This is a genomic window from Streptomyces sp. NPDC041814 (assembly GCF_055590565.1).
Window position 1 is genome coordinate 240,793 of record NZ_JBVJAM010000012.1, and the last position, 22,704, is coordinate 263,496.

8 protein-coding genes and 1 pseudogene are annotated in these 22,704 nt (G+C 70.0%); 4 read left to right on the forward strand and 5 right to left on the reverse strand.

Annotation, left to right across the window (positions count from 1 at the left end; all coding sequences use genetic code 11):
* Positions 1–25 precede the first annotated feature (25 nt).
* From ACZ6C6_RS28100 to ACZ6C6_RS28115, 4 genes are read left to right on the forward strand one after another with little or no spacing between them, the layout of a single operon-like run.
* The gene (locus ACZ6C6_RS28100; RefSeq protein WP_469206526.1) at positions 26–9,541 is read left to right on the forward strand and encodes a non-ribosomal peptide synthetase; all 9,516 of its coding nucleotides are present in this window, start codon (positions 26–28) and stop codon (positions 9,539–9,541) included.
* Positions 9,538–13,497, forward strand: a complete 3,960-nt coding sequence (locus ACZ6C6_RS28105; protein ID WP_469206529.1) for a non-ribosomal peptide synthetase — start codon at positions 9,538–9,540, stop codon at positions 13,495–13,497. Before ACZ6C6_RS28100 ends, ACZ6C6_RS28105 begins: the two co-directional genes overlap by 4 nt.
* On the forward strand, positions 13,494–13,883 hold the full coding sequence (locus ACZ6C6_RS28110; RefSeq protein WP_469206530.1) for a nuclear transport factor 2 family protein: 390 nt from the start codon (positions 13,494–13,496) through the stop codon (positions 13,881–13,883). The genes ACZ6C6_RS28105 and ACZ6C6_RS28110 overlap by 4 nt, the downstream gene beginning before the upstream one ends.
* 44 nt (positions 13,884–13,927) lie before the next feature.
* Positions 13,928–15,019, forward strand: coding sequence for a branched-chain amino acid aminotransferase (locus tag ACZ6C6_RS28115; RefSeq protein WP_469206532.1), 1,092 nt, complete (start codon positions 13,928–13,930; stop codon positions 15,017–15,019).
* Positions 15,020–16,179: 1,160 nt separating this feature from the next.
* Here ACZ6C6_RS28115 and ACZ6C6_RS28120 read toward each other — a convergent pair.
* The 5 genes and pseudogenes from ACZ6C6_RS28120 to ACZ6C6_RS28140 form a co-directional block, all read right to left on the reverse strand.
* Positions 16,180–17,211: a hypothetical protein gene (locus ACZ6C6_RS28120; protein WP_469206534.1), complete on the reverse strand. Its 1,032-nt coding sequence runs from the start codon at positions 17,209–17,211 to the stop codon at positions 16,180–16,182.
* On the reverse strand, positions 17,211–17,987 hold the full coding sequence (locus ACZ6C6_RS28125) for an AAA family ATPase (RefSeq protein WP_469206536.1): 777 nt from the start codon (positions 17,985–17,987) through the stop codon (positions 17,211–17,213). Before ACZ6C6_RS28125 ends, ACZ6C6_RS28120 begins: the two co-directional genes overlap by 1 nt.
* A pseudogene (locus ACZ6C6_RS28130) lies at positions 17,977–19,492 on the reverse strand (transposase). The gene ACZ6C6_RS28125 and the pseudogene ACZ6C6_RS28130 overlap by 11 nt, the downstream one beginning before the upstream one ends.
* Before the next feature lie 797 nt (positions 19,493–20,289).
* Complete coding sequence (locus ACZ6C6_RS28135) at positions 20,290–22,146, reverse strand: AAA family ATPase (protein WP_469206538.1); 1,857 nt, start codon at positions 22,144–22,146, stop codon at positions 20,290–20,292.
* A gap of 52 nt (positions 22,147–22,198) precedes the next feature.
* Positions 22,199–22,543, reverse strand: coding sequence for a KTSC domain-containing protein (locus ACZ6C6_RS28140; RefSeq protein WP_469206540.1), 345 nt, complete (start codon positions 22,541–22,543; stop codon positions 22,199–22,201).
* Positions 22,544–22,704: the final 161 nt, after the last annotated feature.

Consider the following 22,704-nt stretch of genomic DNA (forward strand, 5'->3'; position numbering starts at 1 on the left):
GAACGCCCTTGCTCCGGGAGGCCCGATGATTCCCCTGTCCTTCGCACAGGCCCGGCTCTGGTTCCTCAACCAGGTCGAGGGCCCGAGCCCGACATACAACGTTCCGCTGACCGTCCGACTGCGCGGCCCGCTCGACCCCGACGCCCTGCGCGCCGCGCTCGGAGACGTACTGGCCCGGCATGAGGCCCTGCGCACCGTCTACCCGGAGCTGGACGACAGCCCCCGGCAGCAGGTGCTGGACCCTTCCGACGCCGTGGTGCCCTGGGCGGTCACCGAGGTCACCGAGCCGCGGCTGCCGGGCGCACTGGCCGCCGCCGCGACCCACGGCTTCGACCTGGCGACCGAACTGCCCCTGCGGGCCGAGCTGTTCCGGGTCGGTCCGGAGCACCACGCGCTGCTGCTGGTGCTGCACCACATCGCCGCCGACGGCTGGTCGCTGCGCCCGCTGCTGCACGACCTGGCCGCCGCCTACACGGCACGGTGCGGGGGAGCGGAACCGGCGTGGCAGCCGCTGCCGGTGCAGTACGCCGACTACGCCGCCTGGCAGCAGGAACTGCTCGGCTCGGCGGACCAGCCGCAGAGCCTGCTGTCCCGGCAACTGGACTTCTGGCGCGAGGCACTGGCCGGCCTGCCGGAGGAACTCGAACTGCCGCTGGACCGGCCGCGCCCGGCCGCGCCGTCCTACCGCGGTGAGGTGCTGACCCACCGGATCGAGCCGGAGCTGCACCGCCGGCTCGCCGAGTTCGCCCGGAACCACGATGCGACCCTCTTCATGGTCGTGCAGGCCGCACTGGCCGGGCTGCTCAGCCGCCTCGGCGCCGGCACCGACATCCCGCTCGGCACTCCGGTGGCCGGCCGTACCGACGAGGCGCTGGAGGACCTGGTCGGCTTCTTCGTCAACACCCTGGTGCTGCGCACCGACGTCTCCGGCGACCCGGGCTTCCGCGAACTCGTCGACCGGGTCCGGGCCTTCGACCTGGACGCCTACGCACACCAGGACCTGCCGTTCGAGCGCTTGGTGGAGGAGCTCAACCCGGACCGCTCACTCTCCCGCCACCCGCTCTTCCAGGTCCTCCTGCTGCTGCAGAACAACGCGGCGAGCCGTCCGGACTTCCCCGGTCTGCGCGCCGAGGTCGAGGTGATCGACCTGGACGTCGCCAAGTTCGACCTGATCGTGGAGCTTGCCGAGCGCCACGGAGCGGACGGCGCGCCGGACGGCATCGGCGTCACCATGAAGTACGCCACCGACGTGCTGGACCGGGAGACCGTGGCGGCACTGACAGAACGCCTGTTCGCCTTCATGTCCGCTGCTCTGGACCGGCCCGAGGTACCGCTGGGGCGCCTGGAGGTCCTTTCGGCGGACGAGCGCCGGGCCCTGCTCGGCAGCTGGAACGGCCGGCCCGCGGAGTACCCGGCCGACTCGGCGCTGCACGAGTTGTTCGAGCGTCAGGCGCGGCGGACCCCGGCGTCGACCGCGCTCGTCTTCGGCGAACAACGCGTCGAATACGCGGAGTTGGAGGACCGCGCGAACCGGCTCGGCCACCACCTGGTGCGGTCCGGCGTGCGCCGCGGCGACGTGGTCGGCGTCCACCTGGAGCGCGGCATCGACATGGTGGTGGCCCTGCTCGCCGTGCTCAAGGCCGGCGGCGCCTACACCGTACTCGACCCGGACTTCCCGGCGGAGCGCGTCGCGCAACTGGTCGACCGGGTCGGCGCGAAACTGGTGCTGAGCCGCGCGACGGCGGACGGACGGCCTGCCTGGCCCGGCCGCACGGTGGTCTGCGTGGACGCCGACGCCGAGACGATCGCGGCGCGGCCCGCGCACGGTCTCGGTCCCGTCGCCGGTCCCGACGACGCGGCGTGCGTGATGTTCACCTCCGGCTCCACCGGACTTCCGAAGGGCGTCGTCGCCCCGCACCGGGCGATCGTCGGGACGCTGCTGGGGCAGGACTTCGCCGAGTTCGGCCCCGACCACGTGTGGTTGCAGTGCGCCCCCGTCTCCTGGGACGCCTTCGCGATGGAGCTCTACGGCCCGCTGCTCTCCGGCGGCACCTGCGTGCTGCAACCCGGCCAGCGCCCCGAACCCGCCACCATCGCCGCCCTGATCGCCGCGCAGGGCGTCACCTCCGTCTTCTTCTCGGCCAGCCTGCTCAACTTCATGCTCGACGAGTACCCGGCGGTCTTCAGCACGCTCACCCAGGTCACCACCGGCGGCGAGGCGGCCTCCCCGGCCCACGTGCTGCGGCTCGTACGGGAGTTCCCGAGGCTGCGGGTGGTGAACGGCTACGGCCCGGCGGAAGCGATGATCTTCGCCGTCACGCACCCGATCACCGCAGCGGACCGGGGCCGCCCCGCCATCCCGATCGGCCGGCCGCTGAACAACGAACAGTCCTGGGTGCTGGACGAGGCGCTGCGGCTGGTGCCCCCCGGAGTGGCCGGCGAGCTGTACCTGTCCGGTACCGGGCTGGCACACGGCTACACCGGTCAGCCCGGGCTGACCGCCGAGCGGTTCCTCGCCTGCCCATTCGGCGGACCGGGCACCCGCATGTACCGCACCGGCGACCTGGCCCGGCGGCGCGCAGACGGCACCCTGGAGTACCTGGGCCGGGCCGACGACCAGGTGAAGATCCGCGGCTTCCGCATCGAGCCCGGCGAGGTGCGGGCCGCGCTGGACGCCTACCCGGGCCTGGTCCGCTCGGCGGTGGTGGTGCGCGAGGACCGGCCCGGCGACAAACGACTGGTCGCCTACGCCGTCGGCGGTACGGGAACCGACCCCAGGGCCGTACGCGCCTTCCTGGCCGAACGGCTGCCCGACCACCTGGTGCCCGCCGCCGTGGTGGTTCTGGACGCGCTGCCGATGACCCCGACCGGCAAGCTCGACCGCCGTGCCCTGCCCGCGCCCGAGCTCGATTCCGGCGCGGCCTACCGCGCGCCCGGCGACCCGGAGGAGGAACTGCTCTGCGGCCTGTTCGCCGAGATCCTCGGCCTGGACCGGGTCGGCGTGGACGACAGCTTCTTCGACCTCGGCGGGCACTCACTGCTGGCCGCCCGCCTGAGCGCCCGCACCCGCTCCGCCGCCGGCGTCGAGCTCTCCGTACGCGACCTGTTCGAAGCACCCACCGCGGGAGGCCTCGCTCCCCGCATCCGCAACGCCCAACGAGCCAGGAAGGCATCGTCCGTGATGGAGCGGCCGGAGGAGATCCCGCTGTCGTACGCCCAGCGGCGACTGTGGTTCCTCAACAAGATGGAGGGCCCGAACAGCACCTACAACGTGGCGCACACGATCCGGCTGCACGGCCGGCTCGACGTGGGCGCGCTGCACAGCGCCGTCTCCGACGTCGTCGGGCGGCACGAGGCGCTGCGCACGGTGATCCTGGAGATCGACGGCGAGCCGTACCAGCGGGTACTGCCGCCCGGGGTGGCGAGGCCGATGGTCACCACGCTGGAGACCGACGTCGCCGAACTGCCGCTGGAGCTGGACACCGCGTCCCGGCACGCCTTCGACCTGAAGGTGGAACTGCCGGTCCGGGCGCACATCTTCTCGATCGGCGCCGAGGAGCACGTACTGCTCCTGGTGATGCACCACATCGCGAGCGACGGCTGGTCACTGGGCCCGGTGATGCGCGACCTGGCGACCGCCTACACCGCGCGCTGCGACGGCGCCGAACCGCAGTGGGAGCCGCTGCCGGTCCAGTACGTGGACTACACCCTGTGGCAGCAGGACCTGTTGGGCTCGGCGGACGATCCGCAGAGCCTGCTCTACCAGCAGCTCTCCTACTGGCGCGAAGCGCTGGCCGACCTCCCGGAGGAGCTGCGGCTGCCGTCGGACCGCAGCCGTCCCGCCGTCCCGTCCTACCGCGGCCAGGTCACCACCGTCGGGCTCGGCCAGAACCTGCACCGGCGGCTGCTGGCCTTCGCCCGTGACAACCAGGCCACCCTGTTCATGGTCATGCAGGCGGCGCTCGCCGGCCTGCTGCACCGGCTCGGCGCCGGCACCGACATCCCCGTCGGCACGCCGACCGCCGGTCGCACCGACGACGCGCTGGAGGACCTGGTCGGGTTCTTCGTCAACACCCTGGTGCTGCGCTCGGACGTGTCCGGCGACCCGACCTTCCGCGAACTGGTGGCCCGGGTCAGGAACACCGACCTCGACGCCTACGCACACCAGGAGGTGCCGTTCGAGCGCCTGGTCGAAGAGCTCAACCCGGTCCGCACGCTCTCCCGCCATCCCCTGTTCCAGATCATGCTGGTGGTGCAGAACAACGCCGAGGCGAAGCTGCACCTGCCCGGCCTGGACGCGGAGATCAGCCCGGTCACCACCGGCACCGCGAAGTTCGACCTGACCCTCGGCTTCACCGAGACCTTCGGCTCCGACGGCGCCCCGGCGGGCCTGACCGCCATGGTCGAGTTCGCCACCGACCTGTTCGACCGCAGCTCGGTCGAGGTCATCCTGGACCGCCTGGTCCGCCTGCTGGAGGGGCAGCTCGACGAGCCGGACGTCCCGGTGAGCCGGCTGGAGGTGCTCTCCGCGGCCGAACGCCAGGCCCTGCTCGTGGACTGGAACGACACCGCCGTCGACTTCCCCGCCGACCTCTGCATCCACCAGCTGTTCGAGCAGCAGGCGGCCCGTACACCGGAGGCCACGGCGCTGGCGTTCCAGGACACCGAACTGACCTACGCCGAGGCCAACGCACGGTCCAACCGGCTGGCCCGGCATCTCGCGGAGGCGGGTCTCGGTCGTGGTGACGTGGTCGGGGTCTATCTGGAGCGCGGTATCGACCTGGTCGTCGCCGTGCTCGCCGTGCTCAAGGCGGGCGGCGCCTACACCATGCTCGATCCGGACTTCCCGGCCGAGCGGATCACGAGCGTACTGGCACACACCTCCGCCCGGCTGGTGGTCACCGCCGGGGAACACGCCGGGCGGTTGCCGGGCGGCCACCGGGAAGTGGACATCGCGGCGGACGCGGCACTGATCGAGGCGCGCTCCGCAGCCGACCTCGACCCGGTCGCCGGTCCGCACGACGCGGCGTGCGTCATGTTCACCTCCGGCTCCACCGGACTGCCGAAGGGGGTGCTGTCCCCGCACCGGGCGATCGTCGGGACACTGCTGGGGCAGGACTTCGCCGACTTCGACGAGGCGCAGGTGTGGTTGCAGTGCGCCCCCGTCTCCTGGGACGCCTTCGCACTGGAGCTCTTCGGCCCGCTGCTCTCCGGCGGCACCTGCGTGCTGCAACCCGGCCAGCGCCCCGAACCGGCGGCCATCGCCGCCCTGGTCGCCGAACGGGACGTTACCTCGCTTCACGTCTCGGCCAGCCTCCTGAACTTCCTGCTGGACGAATATCCGGCCGTCTTCACCGGTCTGCGTCAGGTGATGACCGGCGGCGAGGCCGCCTCGGTGGCCCACGTGATGCGACTGGTCGAGCGGTTCCCCGGACTGAAACTGATCAACGGCTATTCCCCCGCCGAGTCGATGATCTTCACCGTCTCGCACGAGATCACTCCGGCCGACGGCTCGCACCCCTCCATCCCGGTCGGCCGCCCGCTCGGCAACAAGCGCCTCTGGGTACTGGACGACGGCCTCGGGCTGGTCGCCCCCGGAGTCGCCGGTGAGCTCTACATGTCAGGTGTCGGCCTGGCGCACGGTTACGTCTCGCAGCCCGGCCTGACCGCTGAGCGGTTTGTCGCCTGCCCGTTCGGTGGTCCGGGTGAGCGGATGTACCGCACCGGCGATCTGGTGCGCTGGCGGGCCGATGGCACGCTGGAGTTTCTCGGCCGGGCCGATGACCAGGTGAAGATCCGTGGCTTCCGGGTCGAGCCCGCCGAGGTGCGGTCGGTCGTCGGTGGATTCCCCGGTGTGGTGCAGTCGGCTGTGGTGGTACGTGAGGACCGGCCGGGCGACAAACGACTGGTCGCCTACGTGGTGGCCGAGGCCGGGGCGCCGATCGACGCCTCCGCGGTGCGTGCCCACGTGGCCGGGCGGCTGCCGGAGTACATGGTGCCCTCCGCCGTCGTGGTCCTGGACGCACTCCCGCTCACACCGACCGGCAAGCTCGACCGCCGCGCCCTGCCCGCACCGGACTTCGCACCGCGCGAAGGCGGCCGACCGCCGCGCAACGCCAAGGAGGAACTGCTCTGCGGCCTGTTCGCCGAAATCCTCGGACTGGAATCGGTCGGCATCGACGACGACTTCTTCGACCTCGGCGGCCACTCACTGCTGGTCACCCGGCTCATCAGCCGGATCCGCCCGGTGCTCGGCGTGGAGATGGGCATCCGCGACCTGTTCCAGGCCCCGACCGTGGCCCGGCTCGGCGCGCTGGTCGAGCACGCCAACGGCGCCCGCCCGCCACTGCGCCCGGCCGCACGGCCGGAACGCCTGCCGCTCTCCTTCGCCCAGCGGCGCCTCTGGTTCCTCGGGCAGATGGAGGAGCAGACCGCCGCCTACAACGTGCCCGTCACCATGCGGCTGCGCGGAGCACTGGACACCGCGGCACTGCGGTCGGCGGTCACCGACGTCACTGCCCGGCACGAGGTCCTGCGCACGGTGTTCCAGGAGTGGGCCGGCGAACCGTACCAGCGGATCCTGGCACCCTCGGAGGTCGACCTGCCCTGGCTGGAAGCCGCCTGCACCGAGAAGGAACTGGCCGGCGTGCTGGCCCTTGCGGCGAACCAGAGCTTCGACCTCTCGGCCCGGCCGCCGCTGCGGGCGCACCTGTTCAGCCTCGGCGAGCAGGACCACGTGCTCTCCCTGGTGATGCACCACATCGCGAGCGACGGCTGGTCGCTGGACCCCCTGGTCCGCGACCTGGCCACCGCCTACGCCGCCCGCACCGGCACCGGCGAGGCCCCCGACTGGCAGCCGCTGCCGGTGCAGTACGCCGACTACACCCTGTGGCAGCAGGACCTGCTGGGCACGGCCGACGACCCGCAGAGCCTGCTCTCCCAGCAGCTCGCCCACTGGCGCGAAGCGCTGGCCGGCCTCCCGGAGGAGCTCGCGATCCCCACGGACCGGCCGCGCCCGGCCGCGCCGACCCAGCGCGGCGGCTCCGTCGCCGTACCGGTCGACCCCGAGCTGCACGACCGGCTGCTGGCCTTCGCCCGGTCGAACCAGAGCACGCTGTTCATGGTGCTCCAGGCCGGTCTGGCGGCGCTGCTCTCCCGGCTCGGCGGCGGCACCGACATCCCGCTCGGCACTCCGGTGGCCGGGCGCACCGACGAGGCGACCGACGACCTGGTGGGCTTCTTCGTCAACACCCTGGTCCTGCGCTCGGACGTGTCCGGCGACCCGACCTTCCGCGAACTCCTCGGCCGGGTCCGGGAAGCGGATCTGGACGCGTACGCCAACCAGGACGTGCCGTTCGAACGCCTGGTGGAGGAGCTCAACCCGGTCCGCACGCTCTCCCGCCACCCGCTGTTCCAGATCATGCTGGTGGTGCAGAACAACAGCGCCGCCCGGCTCGGAATGGCCGGCCTGGAGGCCGAACTGCTCGGCGCGGCCGTCGACAGCGTCAAGTTCGACCTGACCATCGCCGCCACCGAACAGCCCGCCACCGGCGCGCTCCAGTTCACCGTCGACTACGCCGCCGACCTCTTCGAGCAGTCCACCGTCCTCGACCTGACCAACCGTCTGATCCGCCTCCTGGACCGCGCGACAGCGGCACCCGGGACGCCGATGAGCCGACTCGACCTGCTGACCGGAGCCGAGCGCCGCACCCTGCTGGAACAGTGGAGCGGCGCACCGGCGCGGCACCCGGCCGACCGACCCGTGCACCAACTGGTCGAGGAGCAGGCGCAGGCACGGCCCCACGCGACCGCCCTCGTCTTCGGCGAGCAGCGCGTCGACTACGCGGAACTGGAGGAGCGCGCCAACCGGCTGGCCCGGCATCTCGCGGAGGCGGGTCTCGGTCGTGGTGACGTGGTCGGGGTCTATCTGGAGCGCGGTATCGACCTGGTCGTCGCCGTGCTCGCCGTGCTCAAGGCGGGCGGCGCCTACACCATGCTCGATCCGGACTTTCCGGCCGAGCGGATCACGAGCGTACTGGCACACACCGGAACACGCCTGGTGATCACCCGCGACGGCCTGTCCGGCCGCCTGCCCGGCGTCGCCGAGGTGGTCCTGGACCGCGACGCCGAGGCGATCGCGGCGCGGCCCGCGCACGGTCTCGGTCCGGTCGCCGGTCCGGACGACGCGGCGTGCGTGATGTTCACCTCCGGCTCCACCGGACTGCCGAAGGGAGTGGTCTCCCCGCACCGGGCGATCGTCGGGACGCTGCTGGGGCAGGACTTCGCGGAGCTCGGCCCCGGCCACGTGTGGTTGCAGTGTGCGCCGGTCTCCTGGGACGCCTTCGCACTGGAGCTCTTCGGCCCGCTGCTCTCCGGCGGCACCTGCGTGCTGCAACCCGGCCAGCGCCCCGAACCGGCAGTGATCGCGACCCTGGTCCGCGAACACGCGGTGACCACCATGCACGTCTCGGCCAGCCTGCTGAACTTCCTGCTGGACGAGTACCCGGCCGTCTTCACCGGTCTGCGTCAGGTGATGACCGGCGGCGAGGCCGCCTCGGTGGCCCACGTGATGCGACTGCTCCGGGACTTCCCCAGGATCCGGCTGGTCAACGGCTACTCACCGGCCGAGTCGATGATCTTCACGGTCGCGCACGAGATCACTCCGGCCGACGGCTCGCACCCCTCCATCCCGGTCGGCCGCGCGCTGAACGGCAAGCGGCTCTGGGTGCTGGACGACGGCCTCGGGCTGGTCGCGCCCGGCGTGGTGGGTGAGCTCTACATGTCGGGCGTCGGTCTGGCACATGGTTACGTTGCGCAGCCGGGTCTGACGGCTGAGCGGTTTGTGGCCTGTCCGTTCGGTGGTCCGGGTGAGCGGATGTACCGCACCGGTGATCTGGTGCGGTGGCGGGCCGATGGCACGCTGGAGTTCCTGGGCCGGGCCGATGACCAGGTGAAGATCCGTGGCTTCCGGGTCGAGCCCGCCGAGGTGCGGTCGGTCGTCGGTGGATTCCCCGGTGTGGTGCAGTCGGCTGTGGTGGTACGTGAGGACCGGCCGGGTGACAAACGACTGGTCGCCTACGTGGTGGCCGAGGCCGGAGGTCGGATCGATACGTCCGCGGTGCGTGCCCACGTGGCCGGGCGGCTGCCGGAGTACATGGTGCCCTCCGCCGTCGTGGTCCTGGACGCGCTGCCGATGACCCCGACCGGCAAGCTCGACCGCCGCGCCCTGCCCGCACCCGGCCCGACACCGCGCGAGACCGGCCGGGCACCCCGCGACGAGCGCGAGGAAAAGCTCTGCGGCCTGTTCGCCGAAATCCTCGGACTGGAATCGGTCGGCATCGACGACGACTTCTTCGACCTCGGCGGCCACTCACTGCTGGTCACCCGGCTCATCAGCCGAGTGCGCTCGGTGATGAGCGCCGAACTGACCATCAAGACCGTCTTCGAGTCTCCCACCGTCGCCACCCTGGTCACCCGCCTCGGCACCGCCGGCCGCGCCAGGCCCGCGCTGCGCGCCCGGTCGAAGGAGAAGAGCTCGTGATCCCGTTGTCCTACGCCCAGGCCCGGCTGTGGTTCCACGAGCAGGTCGAAGGGCGGAGCTCGGCCTACAACCTGCCCTACGCGCTGCGGCTGCGCGGCGACCTGGACGCCGCCGCGCTGCGGCACGCGCTCACGGACGTGATCGACCGGCACGAGGCGCTGCGCACCACGTACCAGGAGGTGGACGGCGAGCCACTGCAACACGTGCTCGCCGTCGGCGAGGCCCAGCCCGTCTGGACCACGTACGAGTGCGCCGAGGCGGAGCTGACCGCCGAGATCGCCGGCGCCTGCAACCTCGCCTTCGACCTGGCCGGCGAACTGCCGTTGCGCCCCCACCTCTTCCGGGTCGGCCCACAGGATCAGGTGCTGCTGCTGGTCATGCACCACATCGCCACCGACGGCTGGTCCCTGGGCCTGCTGGTCCGCGACCTGGCCACCGCCTACGCCGCCCGCACCGGCACCGGCGAGGCCCCCGACTGGGAACCGCTGCCGGTCCAGTACACCGACTACACCCTCTGGCAGCACGAGCTGCTCGGCGAGGCGGACGATCCGCAGAGCCCACTCGCCCAGCAACTCGCGTTCTGGCGCACGACCTTGGCCGGCCTGCCCGAGGAGATCCCGCTCCCGCTGGACCGGCCCCGCCCGGCCGCCCCCTCCTACAAGGGCACGGCCGTCGCCCAAACCAGCAGCCCCGAGCTGCACGCCCGGCTGCTCACCTTCGCCCGCGAGCGGCAAGCCACCGTCTTCATGGTGGTCCAGGCCGCCTTCGCGGCCCTGCTCAGCAGGCTCGGCGCGGGCACCGACATCGCGATCGGTACCGCCACCGCCGGCCGGACCGAGGAGGCGCTGGAGGACCTGGTCGGCTTCTTCGTCAACACCCTCGTGCTGCGCACCGACGTCTCCGGCGACCCGACCTTCCGCGCCCTGGTCGACCGGGTGAGGGAAGCGGACCTGGACGCCTACGCCAACCAGGATGTGCCGTTCGAGCGGCTGGTCGAAGAGCTCAACCCGAGCCGCAGCCTCTCCCGTCACCCACTGTTCCAAATCATGCTGCTGACCCAGCAGTCCACCGAAGGCTCCGGCCCGGAGTTCCCCGGACTGGCCGCCGTGCCGGTGCCGGTGGGCACCGACGCGGCGAAGTTCGACCTGACGCTGGCCATCAGCGAGAACCGGGCCGACGGCGCACCGGCCGGGCTCCGGCTGAACGCCGACTTCGCCACCGACCTGCTGGACCCCGGCTCGGTGCGACGGCTGCTGGACCAGCTGTTGCGGCTGCTGGACTCGGCACTGGCCGAACCCGGCCACCCCGTCAGCCGACTGGCGCTGCTCACCGACACCGAACACGAGGACCTGCTCAACCGCTGGCACGGTGTCAGCACCGACTCCGCCGACGGAGAGCTGGTGCACCAGGCCGTCGCCGCCCAGGCCCGCGCCACCCCGGACGCCCCCGCGGTGGAGTCCGGCGGCACCATCCTCGGCTACGCCGAACTCGACGCCCGCGCCAACCGGCTGGCCCACCACCTCATCGGCCTCGGCGCACGCCGGGGCACACGGGTGGGCGTCTGCCTGGACCGCGGTCCCGACCAGATCACCACCCTGCTCGCCGTGCTCAAGACCGGCGCCGCCTATCTGCCGCTCGACGCCACGCATCCGACCGAGCGGATCGCCTTCATGACCGAGGACGCCGGGCTCGCCGTCCTGGTGACGGACAGCCGGCTGGCAGTCCGGCTACCGAAGACCAACGCCACCGTACTGCGGCTGGACACCGCCCGCGCCGCCGTCGCGGCCCGGCCGGCCACAGCGCCCGCGGTCACCCTGACCGAGCGCGACGCGGCCTACGTGATCTACACCTCCGGCTCCACCGGCCGGCCGAAGGGCGTGGTCTGCGAGCACGGCGGCCTGCGCAACCTCACCGGCTGGCTGCGCCGCGACTACCGGCTCTCCCCGGCCGACCGCGCCAGCCAGCTCGCCACGGCGGGCTTCGACGGCTCGGTGCAGGAACTCTGGTCCGTGCTCTCGACCGGTGGCACCATCTGCCTGCCCGACCCGGGACTACTGGACGACGCCGAGGCCCTGGCCGCCTGGATCGCCGAGGCCCGGATCAGCGTCTGCTACATGCCGACGCCACGGCTGGAGGCCGTACTCGACGACCTGATGGCCGACCCCGGCACACTGCGGCTGGTGCAATGCGGCGGCGACACACTGCGCCGCCGGCCGCGCCGTGACACCCCGTTCCGGATGTCCAACCAGTACGGGCCCACTGAATTCACCGTCACCGCGACATCCGCCGACGTGGCGCCGGATCCGGCCCCCGGCGCGCCGCTGCCGGAGATCGGCCGGCCCACCGACAACAACCGGGCCTATGTACTGGACGAGCACCTGACACCGGTGCCCGTCGGCGCCACCGGCGAGCTCTACCTGGCAGGCCCCGGCCTGGCCCGCGGCTACCTGCACCGGCCGGACCTGACCGCCGAACGCTTCGTCGCCTGCCCCTTCGGCGAACCCGGCGAACGCATGTACCGCACCGGCGACCTGGTACGACGGCGGCCCGACGGCGCACTGGTCTACGGCGGCCGGGCCGACCACCAGGTCAAGATCCGCGGCCTGCGGATCGAGCTGGGCGAGATCGAAGCGGTGCTCACCCGCCACCCCGGCGTGGGCCAGGCCGCCGTGCGGGTGCACCAGGGACCGGGCGAACGCACGGACCTGATCGGCTACGTCGTCCCCTCGGCGGGCCCCGTCGATCCGGCGGACCTGCGCCGCCACGCGGCCGAGTGGCTCCCCGACTACATGGTCCCGGCAGCCTTCGTCCCCCTGGACGCGCTGCCGCTGACGCCCAACGGCAAGCTCGACCGCCCGGCGCTGCCCGCGCCCGAGCGGACCGGCGCCGAGACGGCGGCCCGGGAACCGCGCACCCACCGCGAACGGATCCTCTGCGAGATCTTCGCCCAGGTGCTGGCGGTGCCTTCGGTCGGCATCGACCACGACTTCTTCGCACTGGGCGGCCACTCACTGCTGGCCACCAGACTGGTCAGCCGGGTCCGCTCCGCGCTCGGCGTGCGGCTGGGTCTGCGGACCCTGTTCGAGACACCCACGGTCGCCGAGCTCGCCCGACGCCTGGACACGCCCGAGGAATCCGACGCGCTCGCCGTGCTGCTGCCGCTGCGCGCCGCCAAGAACCGCAGCCGGCCCCCTCTGTTCTGCGTGCACCCGGCGGCCGGGATCAGCTGGGTGTATACGGGCCTGCTGGCCCACCTCGGCCCGGAGCAGCCGCTGTACGGCCTGCAGTCCCGCGGCTTCACCGAACCGGGATCCGGACCGGCGAGCGTCGAGGAAATGGCGAAGGACTACCTGGCCGAGATCCGCCGTGTGCAGACGCACGGTCCGTACCGGTTGCTCGGCTGGTCCTACGGCGGAGCCGTGGCGCACACCATGGCCGCACAGTTGCAGGCCGCCGGCGAACAGGTGTCGCTACTGGCAGTACTGGACGGCTACCCGCCGGTCGCCGGGCGCGCCCGGCACTGGGATGCGGAGGACGGTGAAACCCTGGCCGCACTGCTCGACACCCTCGGCTACGGCCTGCCCGGCCACCGGGCGGGCCCGGCGACCCCGGCGCAGTACCGCGCGGCGGCCGCCGCCGCCGACGGCCCACTCGCCGGCCTGGACCCCGAACTGCTCACCGCCCTGCCCCGGGTCTTCGCCGCCAACCTCAACCTGCTGGCCGGCTTCGAACCGGGCCGCTTCGACGGTGACCTGCTGTTCTTCCGGGCCACCCGCGACCGGACGCCGGACACCCCCGCCCCACAGGCATGGCTGCCGCACCTCGGCGGCCGGCTCGACCTGCACGAGATCGACTGTGCCCATGCCGCGATGACCCGGCCCGAGCCGCTGGCTCGGATCGCGCGGGTGCTCGGCGACGCGCTCACCCCACACCACACCCCCAGGAGGTCCCCATGACGACGAACCCCGAACTCCTCCCGGTCGACGCAGGATCAGCAGTCCGCCTGGTGCGCCGCTTCTACGACCTGGTGGACAGCGGCGACGCCGACGGCGTGGCCGCGCTCTTCGCCCCCGACGCGCTCTACCGCCGCCCCGGCTATCCGCCGATGGTCGGCCCGGCCGGACTGCTCGGCTTCTACGGCCGCGACCGCACCATCCGGGCCGGCAACCACACGCTGACCAACGTCCTGGTGGACGGCGACTTCGTCGGCGTCTTCGGCGAGTTCCACGGAGTGCTGCACAGCGGCGACCCGGTGGACCTCCGGTTCGCCGACAGTTTCACCGTCCGCCCGGACGACCTGTTCGCCGACCGTGACACCTACTTCTTCGCGCCCCTCGTCTGATCCGGCCCACCCGCCCACCGAAACCCCGTCCCAAGGAGCCCACCATGACGATAAGCATCGACGCCCCCTCCGAGACCGCCGCCGCCCCCGAGTCGCGGGTTGTGCTCGACCCGGGCCACGGCGAGGCGTTCACCGAGCACATGATCAGCATGGACTGGACCGAGGGTGAAGGCTGGTCCGCACCGGAGATCACCCCGCTGCGGAACCTCTCCATCCACCCCGGCATGATCGGCCTCCACTACGGCCAGGTCGCCTTCGAGGGCCTGAAGGCACACCGCCGCGCCGACGGCGCGATGGGCGTCTGGCGGCCCGGTGACCACGCACTGCGGTTCCAGCGCTCCTGCCGTCGGATGGCCATGCCGGAGCTGCCGGTCGAAGCATTCGTCGCGGCGATCGACCAGCTCATCGACGCGGACGAGGGCAGCCTCTCCACCGACCCGTCGCACAGCATCTACATCCGGCCGATGATGTTCGGCACCGACACCTCGCTGATGCTGCGGCCGTCCCGCTCGTACCGTTTCCTGCTGATGGCCTTCGTCGCAGGCGGCTTCTTCGGCGACGACGTCGAGTCGGTCTCGGTCCTCGTCAGCCACGAGTACAGTCGCGCCTTCCCCGGAGGCACCGGCAACGTCAAGGTTGCCGGCAACTACGCGCCGTCCTTCCTCGCCCAGCGCGAGGCCGAGGCTGCGGGCTGCCAGCAGGTGGTCTGGCTGGACGCGCTGGAGGGCCGCTACCTGGAGGAGATGGGAGGAATGAACATGTTCCTGGTCCGCGGCCGGGGCGCGGACGCCGAGGTGGTGACGCCGCGCCTGACCGGCACCTTGCTCCCCGGCATCACCCGCGACACCATGCTCACACTGGCCCGCCGGCTCGGCTACCGGGCCGGCGAGGAGCGGATCTCGCTGGAGCAGTGGCGCGCGGAGTGCGCCTCGGGCACGATCACCGAGGTGTTCGCCTGCGGCACCGCCGCCGTGGTCACGCCGGTCGGCAGGGTCCACGACCGCGACGGCGACTGGACGATCGGCGACGGCAAGCCCGGACAGGTCACCATGGCGCTGCGCAAGGGCCTGACCGACCTGCACCACGGCCTGGCCGACGACCCGAACGGCTGGCTCCACGCCTGCGCCCGAAGCTGACCGCGGACGCCGTCTTCAGGCCGTTGCGAAGCATGGTTCGAGGCCGCACCCCTTCCTGAGAAGGAGTGCGGCCTGAGGCCGCGCCTGTCTGGATTGCGCTCGGAGGACCGGAGGGTTGGTGGTGCGCTGAGTTGGGTTCAAGAGAGCGCTACGACGAAGCCCTATGCGCACGAGGCGACATCACAGCCGTGGTGTCGCTGGTGAGTAGGACTGCGTATCCGTCGTGCTTTTGACTTGGGGTTGCGCTGGTCCTCGGTATGTAGCGTGTTTGCCCTGTGCGCGCTGCGTACTTTCTCCCTGAGCGGATTGTTGTCGTACGGGGAAGGCACAATCGGCGAATGTCTGAGATCTTCGTCGACCTGGGAAATGTTGATGCGTCCTCTGGTGTGCTGGTGCTCGGCATGGCCGGGTGGATCGAGTGGCGTGAGCTCGGTCGGTCCTTGTCCGAGCGCGCTAGGACGTGGCGGAGTCTGGGGGAGGCCATCTTCGTGAGTGGTTGTGACCGCCCGTTGATCGTGTGGGCGAGCACCTCTGTGTCTCCGTTCGACGAAGAGCGGACGGCGAGCCGGCCGACGGGCTCGCCGATGTCTCCTTTTGGGGCCGGTACGAGGACGAGGCACATGCGCAGTTCGGTGCGCGCGGTTGGCTGGACCTCCCGTGGCCGAGGCGGCCACACGCGCAGCGGAGCTCAATGCGTGGTGTGGTTGTCTTCATGGGTCTTGTGGTTTCGGTCGTTCCGCATATTGATGGGTACTGCTTTCGGTGTGTTGGTTGGGAGCATCCGGTTTATGCGGGTGCGGTTGGAGTCGGTGGTTGTTGGGTGTTCGGCGTTGAATGGGGCCGGGGTGACGATTCGATGAGGCATCGTGGTGAGTGTGCTGTCGGTCGGGTCTATTCGGTCATGCTCTGATGGTCTGCCAGTTTTTGTCGGTGGTGGTTCGGCGTTTTGATGTCAGTGGGTGAGTAGCGGGCTCTCTGCTGCTCTGTGGGTTGTTGTGGGTGGCTCGGTTGCTGTCAGGAATGCCGATCTGGTGCTGGCGTTTTTGGTGATGGTGCGGGTCAGTTTGTTGCCGGTCGGTACAGAGGGGTGGGCGTTGTTGCTGTTCACGGCCGTGCGGCGGGTGCCGGGGCGTTGCTTGTCGGAGGCGGGGCATGGCCTTCTACGGCATGGGTTTCAGGTGGTAGCGGATTCCTGTTGCGGTGAGGCGGAGTTGTTCGCCGTCCTGGACTGTGATGAGTGGGAAGAGCGGACTGTCGGCGGTACGGCCCTTGAGCTGTCCGTGAATGCCGGCGGCGCGTATGAGCTGGTGTGTCCAGGTGGGGAGTGGGTGGACCTGGCATCTGCGGTGGGCGGTGCTGTCGTGGACTTTGACAGCGGTTGCTGCTTCGTTGATGTCGATGCCGCGGACGAGCGCGAGCCGGGTGACGTCTGCCCCGGTGACCGCGTGGATGGTCAGCGCTGTTGCATGCAGGGGGTGTGCCACCGTGGCCAGCCGTGCGGCGAGGGCGTCCGTTGGTAAGTGGTGACGCTCTCGCGCGGGTGGTGCGTTGTTCGTTGTCGGGGCGAGTACGGGGGCGCCCTGGCACTGCGCGCGCTTTGGGCGGCCTGTCACCGTGCCGTTGGACGGTGCGGGTGGGGCGATCCACTGTCCGTCGTCCTTGATGTGCCGGTGGTGCCAGTGTCCCGTGTTTCTGGTGCTGGACGCTGAATGCCCGGTCTGGGTCAGCGCGTTCCGGGCTCGGGGGAGGGCGTCGATGAGGCGGTACGGGGTGGCTTCGAGGAGTGTTGTCAGGGCGGGGGTGACGGGGCGGTGCCACAGGAGGGTGAGGCGGATGCCGCACCGTTCCCGCAGGGCGAGGAGTTGTTGCTGGCGGGCGTGTGTGAGGCGGTCGGTGCGGCAGACGATGAGGTGTCCGATGTGGTGGGTGAGGATCCAGGTGGCGACGGCGTCCCAGGCCGGGCGCTGGGAGTCGGCCCACGTCCCGTACGTTTCTCCGCCTTGGGGGAGTCGTTTGCCCAGGGCATAGAGAAGGTCGTGGGCAAGGGCGGCGGGTGCGCCGTTGGCGGGGCTGGGGTCGACGGTCAGGCGTCCGAGGCCCGGGTGATGCGCGTGGTGAGCGGCGGTCGTCCAGTCGGGGTGGTCGTGCTTGTCGATGATGACGGTGACGGCTGGGAGACTGCCGGCTGTCATTACATGCCGCCGATTTTGCTGTAGACCCAGCGCACGAGGTCTTCGTCGACCTTATTGAGGTGCAGTTTCTTCATGCCGGCCAGGATGTGGGTGGTGATGTTGGCCCAGTTGCGGAAGCTGCCGTGGGCGGCCTGCTTGTCGATCGCGTCGATCAGCGCGGTGTCCACATCGGCCCAGACGGGATGGAAGGCGGGAATCGTCTCCCTCACTTCATCTTTGGACATGCGGGTGAACTCCTGCCAGATGAAGATCCGGGAGGCCAGCATCGGCTCGCGGCGCAGGACCTTGTAGCAGCCGTCGCCCCCGGCGAAGATCACCGCGATGTTGGTGCGCTTGTCGTCCCACAGGTGGCGCCAGAACTCGAACCCGGTCTTCTTCATCCACTGCGCCTCGTCACAGACCAGGACCCTGAATTCCTCGGCGAGTGCCTCTTTGAGGAGGGTGTCGAACTCGATCGGGCGGGCCGGCGGCTCACCGGGCAGTCCCAGTGCCTGGAAGAGACCGTGCCGGATGTCTCGCGGTGTCGGTCCGGCCCGCAGTTCCAGGCGGTGGGTGATGTCCGGGGCGAGGTGGCGCAGCGCGGAGTTCACCGACATCGTTTTGCCGGATCCGGCCGGCCCGTAAACGCACATCATGGCCTTGGCCTCGATGACGGCTTCGATGTTGTCCCGGGTGGTCAGGAGCGTTTCGGTGCCCACCAGTTGCGCCTGCTCCAGGCCCAGGAAGTGGTCTTCGCTCTCGTCGGGCAGCAGCCCGTAGTCCAGCTCAGTGATCATCGGCTCGGTCCTCATCAGGAGTGGGCGGGCGTGGCGGCCTCGGACGGGCCCAGGTGTCGGGCGCTGGGCCGTGCGGTACGAGATCGGGACGAGCCAGCGCACGGCGGTCCGTCTGCGCCGCCGCACCGAGCTCTTCTTCGGCCTGCGCGGCGGTCGAAGAGGTGAGCGCCCTGGGTGGGGCTGCGGTGGTGGAGGCTTCGAAGCGCCGGCGGCGCAGCTTCTCCGCGGCTTTCAGATCAGCCTTGAGCCGCCGGGCTGCTGTGCGGCCTGGACGGAGCGGATCTGCTCACGGCTCGCCGCGGCGGCCAGGAACGCCGAACCGAGATGGCGGCCGGTATCGGCGTCGAAGACTTCGATGGTGTCGTCGTGATGGGGCAGGTGCCGTACCGAGACTTTGGTGCCTGTGCGGCCGTTCATCCACGGGGCGAGGTAGTCGCGCCGGCGCCATCGCACCCCGCTGGTACTGATCGTGTACGTGCGCCCGTTGTCCTCCAGCGCGAACGTCGCCAGCTGCCCCGCGGACACATCCGTGAGCGGAGTCGCGTCGGCCTGCCACGCCTGGAGAGGGGTCTGCCCGTGCAGCGCGGACGGCTGGTGGCGGGTGTTCCACCAGGTCACCCAGTCCAGCAGCAGTCCCACGAACGCCTCGTACGTCAGGGGCGGGGCTTCGGGGTCGGCGGTGCGGCCACCGGTGAGTTTCTGCCGGCCGGTGTAGCGGGGGAGGAGATGAGGAACATCTCCTCCACCGCGTCGTTCAGCGCCTCGATCGTCCCTTTCAGGTGTGGGGTGTAGGCGGGGAGGTCGGTGACGGGGACGGCGAGCGCGCCCATCGCCGCGGTGACCGCCCGGCACAGGAACTCCTTGCCGCGGTCGACCCGGATCTGTCCCGGCAGTCCGCCGAGGGGGCCGAACGGTGCGCTGCGGGTGATCGCGATGCGCAGAGAGGCCAGCACCGCGTCCCGGCTCGGAGGATGTGCGGTGACGGCCACCCCGGTGATGGCCCTGGTGGCGCAGTCGATGAACCAGGTCACCCACGGAGTGGCCAGCTCACCCTCGACGTCCACCTCGACGGGTACGTGCTTGTGGTCGCCCTCCCATACCGCGTTGCGGTGTGTGGCCGGCCGCTGTCCGAACACGTCATGCGCGCGCCGGGCGGCTTCCCCGCTCCTGAGCCCGGCCCGCTCCCCGCGGGTCAGGTCCCGCCGGATCGCCCGGTGCAACGTGGACAGCGACGGCACTGGGGGCGCGTCCGGATCCTCGGCCGCCCGCTGCGCCAGCTCGGCATGGACCCGGGAGGCGTTCCCGCCCCACAGCGCCAGCAGCCGTCTCACCTCCGTGGTGACCGTGAAACGGGACGACTCCACCCGAGCGAGACGGCGATCCTTCCGGGCAGCGGCCAGCCACCGCCACACCGTCCGCTCCGACTTCCCCAACGCCTGTGCCACCAGGCGCACATGCGCGGCCGTCAGCTCTCCACGCCCGTCGAGATCCAGCAGCCGGGGCATGGCCGCAGCACGCCCCGACGCCGACGGGAACACAGCCATCGAGGCGTCCGCGGGAATCTCACCATGGCTTCCCCGCATGTACGGCCCCTCCCCTCTCTGCCGAGTCCGAGACGGCACCCAGCCGTCCTGGACCCAGGTATCCCAGCTCCTCGGCACCGGGCTGACCGGAATCGGCAAACGGCTGACAGCGACCGTTGCCATCCGTTACGGCCGCGCCGTTGCGAAGCCGCGTCCGACCGCTGGAGCCGTCTGGCAGATCGCTCCGCATTCGACAGACCGACCGAGGCACTGGAATGCCACGGCATCATGGCTCGGCACGCCGTTGCTGCTCGGGTTCGCATCTCCGCTGGTCAGAGCAGGATGAAGGCCCTAGTGGGAGCGCGTGGAGAACGCGTTCGTCTGCAGCATCGTGTCCGGCGAGCAGCAGGGTGCTGGCGGTAATTACCAGTACCTTGGCCCGCCAGCGGCACAGTGCTTGTGGCAGCCCGGATTGGGCCGTAGGACTGTCAGTGGCATGTGGGAATCTTTGAGCATGACCTTCCGGGGGAAGTATTCATATCGAAGGCATTCCGACGCATATGGGCGGTGTTCCATGGGTGATGGGCGGACGATACGCGTACATCGCAAGGACCTGCCTTCCCCTGACGGATGCCGCTGGTGTGGCGATGACCAGGGCCATCACGGCTCACAGTGGGTAGCTTCGGTCGGCCTGCACACGTGGGAGGCGCCGACGCGTGAACAACGACTCAAGCGTATGAAGGTACGGCGCGCGGCACGTCAGGCTGGCAGCGCGACGTCTACCACAGATGCGGCCCCGCGTTCTGCGCGCGATCGATCAGGGAGTTGAAGATTGCTGAGAGCGCAGCGGGGATGCGGTCCTTACCAAGGTGCGCGGCGATGCCTACCATGAGGTCTTCCTTGTTCTGAGGTCCATCGTCCGAGCCGGCCTTGAACAAGCCCAGCAGCTGAGAGCTGAACTTTCCGGACCGCAGTGCCTCGATTTCCGCAGGCTGCCAAGCCCCGCGCTCGGTGTTCGGCTTCCACAGCGCGTTGGCCGTATCGGCCCAGTCGCCGTCGGTGAACAGGTCTTCGAGCTCGTTGGGGGAACCGAGGTAGAAGCACTCCTTGGTGGGGTCGAAGCCATGCTCTTTGAGCTTGGCGTCCCGGAAGACGTGCTTCTGGTTCGCACGGCTGTCCTTGTCGACGACGAACGCAACGTCGCGGCCGTGTTCCTTGAGGAACTTGGCAAATCGCAAGGCACCCTCATTGCTTCCCCCAGCCCACAGGCAGATACCAGCGGACTGAATGGGGTACCCGGCGTGCTTGCGGAACAAGATCGGGAACGCGGATGTTTCGGACACCCCCTCCACCGCGACGAAGAATCGCTCGTGTAGCAGAACACTGTTGCGGAACCCCAGCGTGGTCGCGATCGTCGACAGGTGGCGGCGCACATCAATGTCTGCGCTGTCCTCGCTCAGGACTTCCGCCCGAACCTGCCCCTCGTGGGTGCGTAGGTGCACCACGGACGAGATGTCGACTCCGTCGATCAGGTTGAGTGAGTGCGTCGCCACAATGACGCGCGCGTTCGGCCGTGACGACTGCAACTGGATCAATGCCATGATCCGCCGCTGGTGGGAGTAGTCCAGGTGGGTGTCAGGCTCGTCGTAAACGAACACGACATCCGAGGCAGGTCCTTCCTGCGCCTGGTCCTGTCCCAGGTCGTTGCTGCTTTCCCACAAGGCCAGCGAGATACGGCGCGAGCGACCAGTCCCGGCCGACGAGAGCGGAAACCGCCTCCCCTGCGAGTCCACAATGTTCAGTTCCACCCCGACTAGCGCAGGACGCACCTGCACCTGAGGGTCCAGTTCCACCGAAGGCAGGGCACACCGCTGCGCGATGTGCCCGCGGATGCTGTCGATGTCGGGTGTCAGCGACTCGGCAAGATAGCCCTCAAGATCCGCCACTCGCTTAGCCACCTCATCGGCGCGCGTGTACTCGCGCAGCCGGGAGTTGAGCAGACTCTGGACCACAGCCTCAGGCGCCTGGACCGAGTCGCCCTTGAAATACACCATGGACGGCATCGCAGCAGCTACCTCGGAGTCCGCCGCCACCCACGCATCGACCTGCTCCATCCGCTGGGCCAACTCCCGGAGGGGCTGCTCCCAACTGTTCCGCGCATTCAACTGCCCGACGGGCTCGACCCCGTGGGTGGCTGCGAGTTCCTTAAGGCCCGCCAGCTTCACCGCTTCCAAGTCGCGTAGCTCAGGGATCCGGCAGACGCGGCGGCGGATCTCCAGGAACGCACCCGCTTCCGGGCGGAAGCGACGGCGAATCTGTACCCGCTCAGGCAGGGCGAAATGTTGCTGCTCGTTGGCGCTGAGGGTGAAATCGCCCATCACGGTGGTCTGAGGCACCCGCGCGTGCGGCGCGACCGCGTCCTCGCTGTGCACCGGTTCTTGCACGACCCCATCGCTGACATAGGTGAGATCGCGCTCGCTCAGCGCAGTCCCATGAAGCAGGAAGTTCAGCGCGTCCAGCAGAGCGCTCTTCCCACCCTCGTTCTGACCGGTCAGAACCGTCTGCGGCAGGACAGGAACATTGGTGATGTTCGCCAGGCAGCGGAAGCCCTCAACAGAAACGGAGCAGATCTGCACGCATGCCTCGACTCGACAACGATGGAGCGGTTTTGGAACAACTACCGGGCTGTCAGCCCGAAATCAAACGGTACCGATATCGGCCCTTCACGAACTGGGCTAGGTAACCGCCCTTACTGGAGGACATCATCAACGCCACGTGCACCTCTGCGGGCACGTTCTCGTAGCGATACAACCCTCCACTGTGAAAGGCGACCTCAAGCACACGCTCCGCCTGGTCGTAGCCCACCGATCGGAGGTTGGAGGAGCGGACCGGCTCATGCAACAAGGCGCCTCCTACAGCTAACGTGCCGGGCGTTGCACGATTGACCGAAATGATAGCGCGGTACTCGGCTGTGCCAGCGAGGTTCCGAAGCCTCTCGTTCTCGTAGAACAGCGGGGCTGCCCAGACCTGCACCTCACCGCTTGAGAACCAGCAGTACAGTCCGTCTCCACCCCTACGCCGCCCACTCCAGCCCCAAGCTGGCGAGGGTGGTGAGTTGGTCGTCGCTCAGTCGGTCGCGCCGGCACTTGTGGTTGCTGAGAAATACGCCCAGGCGCACCGACGTCCCGTCCGGC

Bases quoted from the DNA above. Each gene is read 5' to 3' on its own strand.
- ACZ6C6_RS28115 (WP_469206532.1), top strand. From the start codon at position 13,928: ATGACGATAAGCATCGACGCCCCCTCCGAGACCGCCGCCGCCCCCGAG.
- ACZ6C6_RS28100 (WP_469206526.1), top strand. From the start codon at position 26: ATGATTCCCCTGTCCTTCGCACAGGCCCGGCTCTGGTTCCTCAACCAG.
- ACZ6C6_RS28125 (WP_469206536.1), bottom strand. From the start codon at position 17,987: ATGATCACTGAGCTGGACTACGGGCTGCTGCCCGACGAGAGCGAAGAC.
- ACZ6C6_RS28120 (WP_469206534.1), bottom strand. From the start codon at position 17,211: ATGACAGCCGGCAGTCTCCCAGCCGTCACCGTCATCATCGACAAGCAC.
- ACZ6C6_RS28110 (WP_469206530.1), top strand. From the start codon at position 13,494: ATGACGACGAACCCCGAACTCCTCCCGGTCGACGCAGGATCAGCAGTC.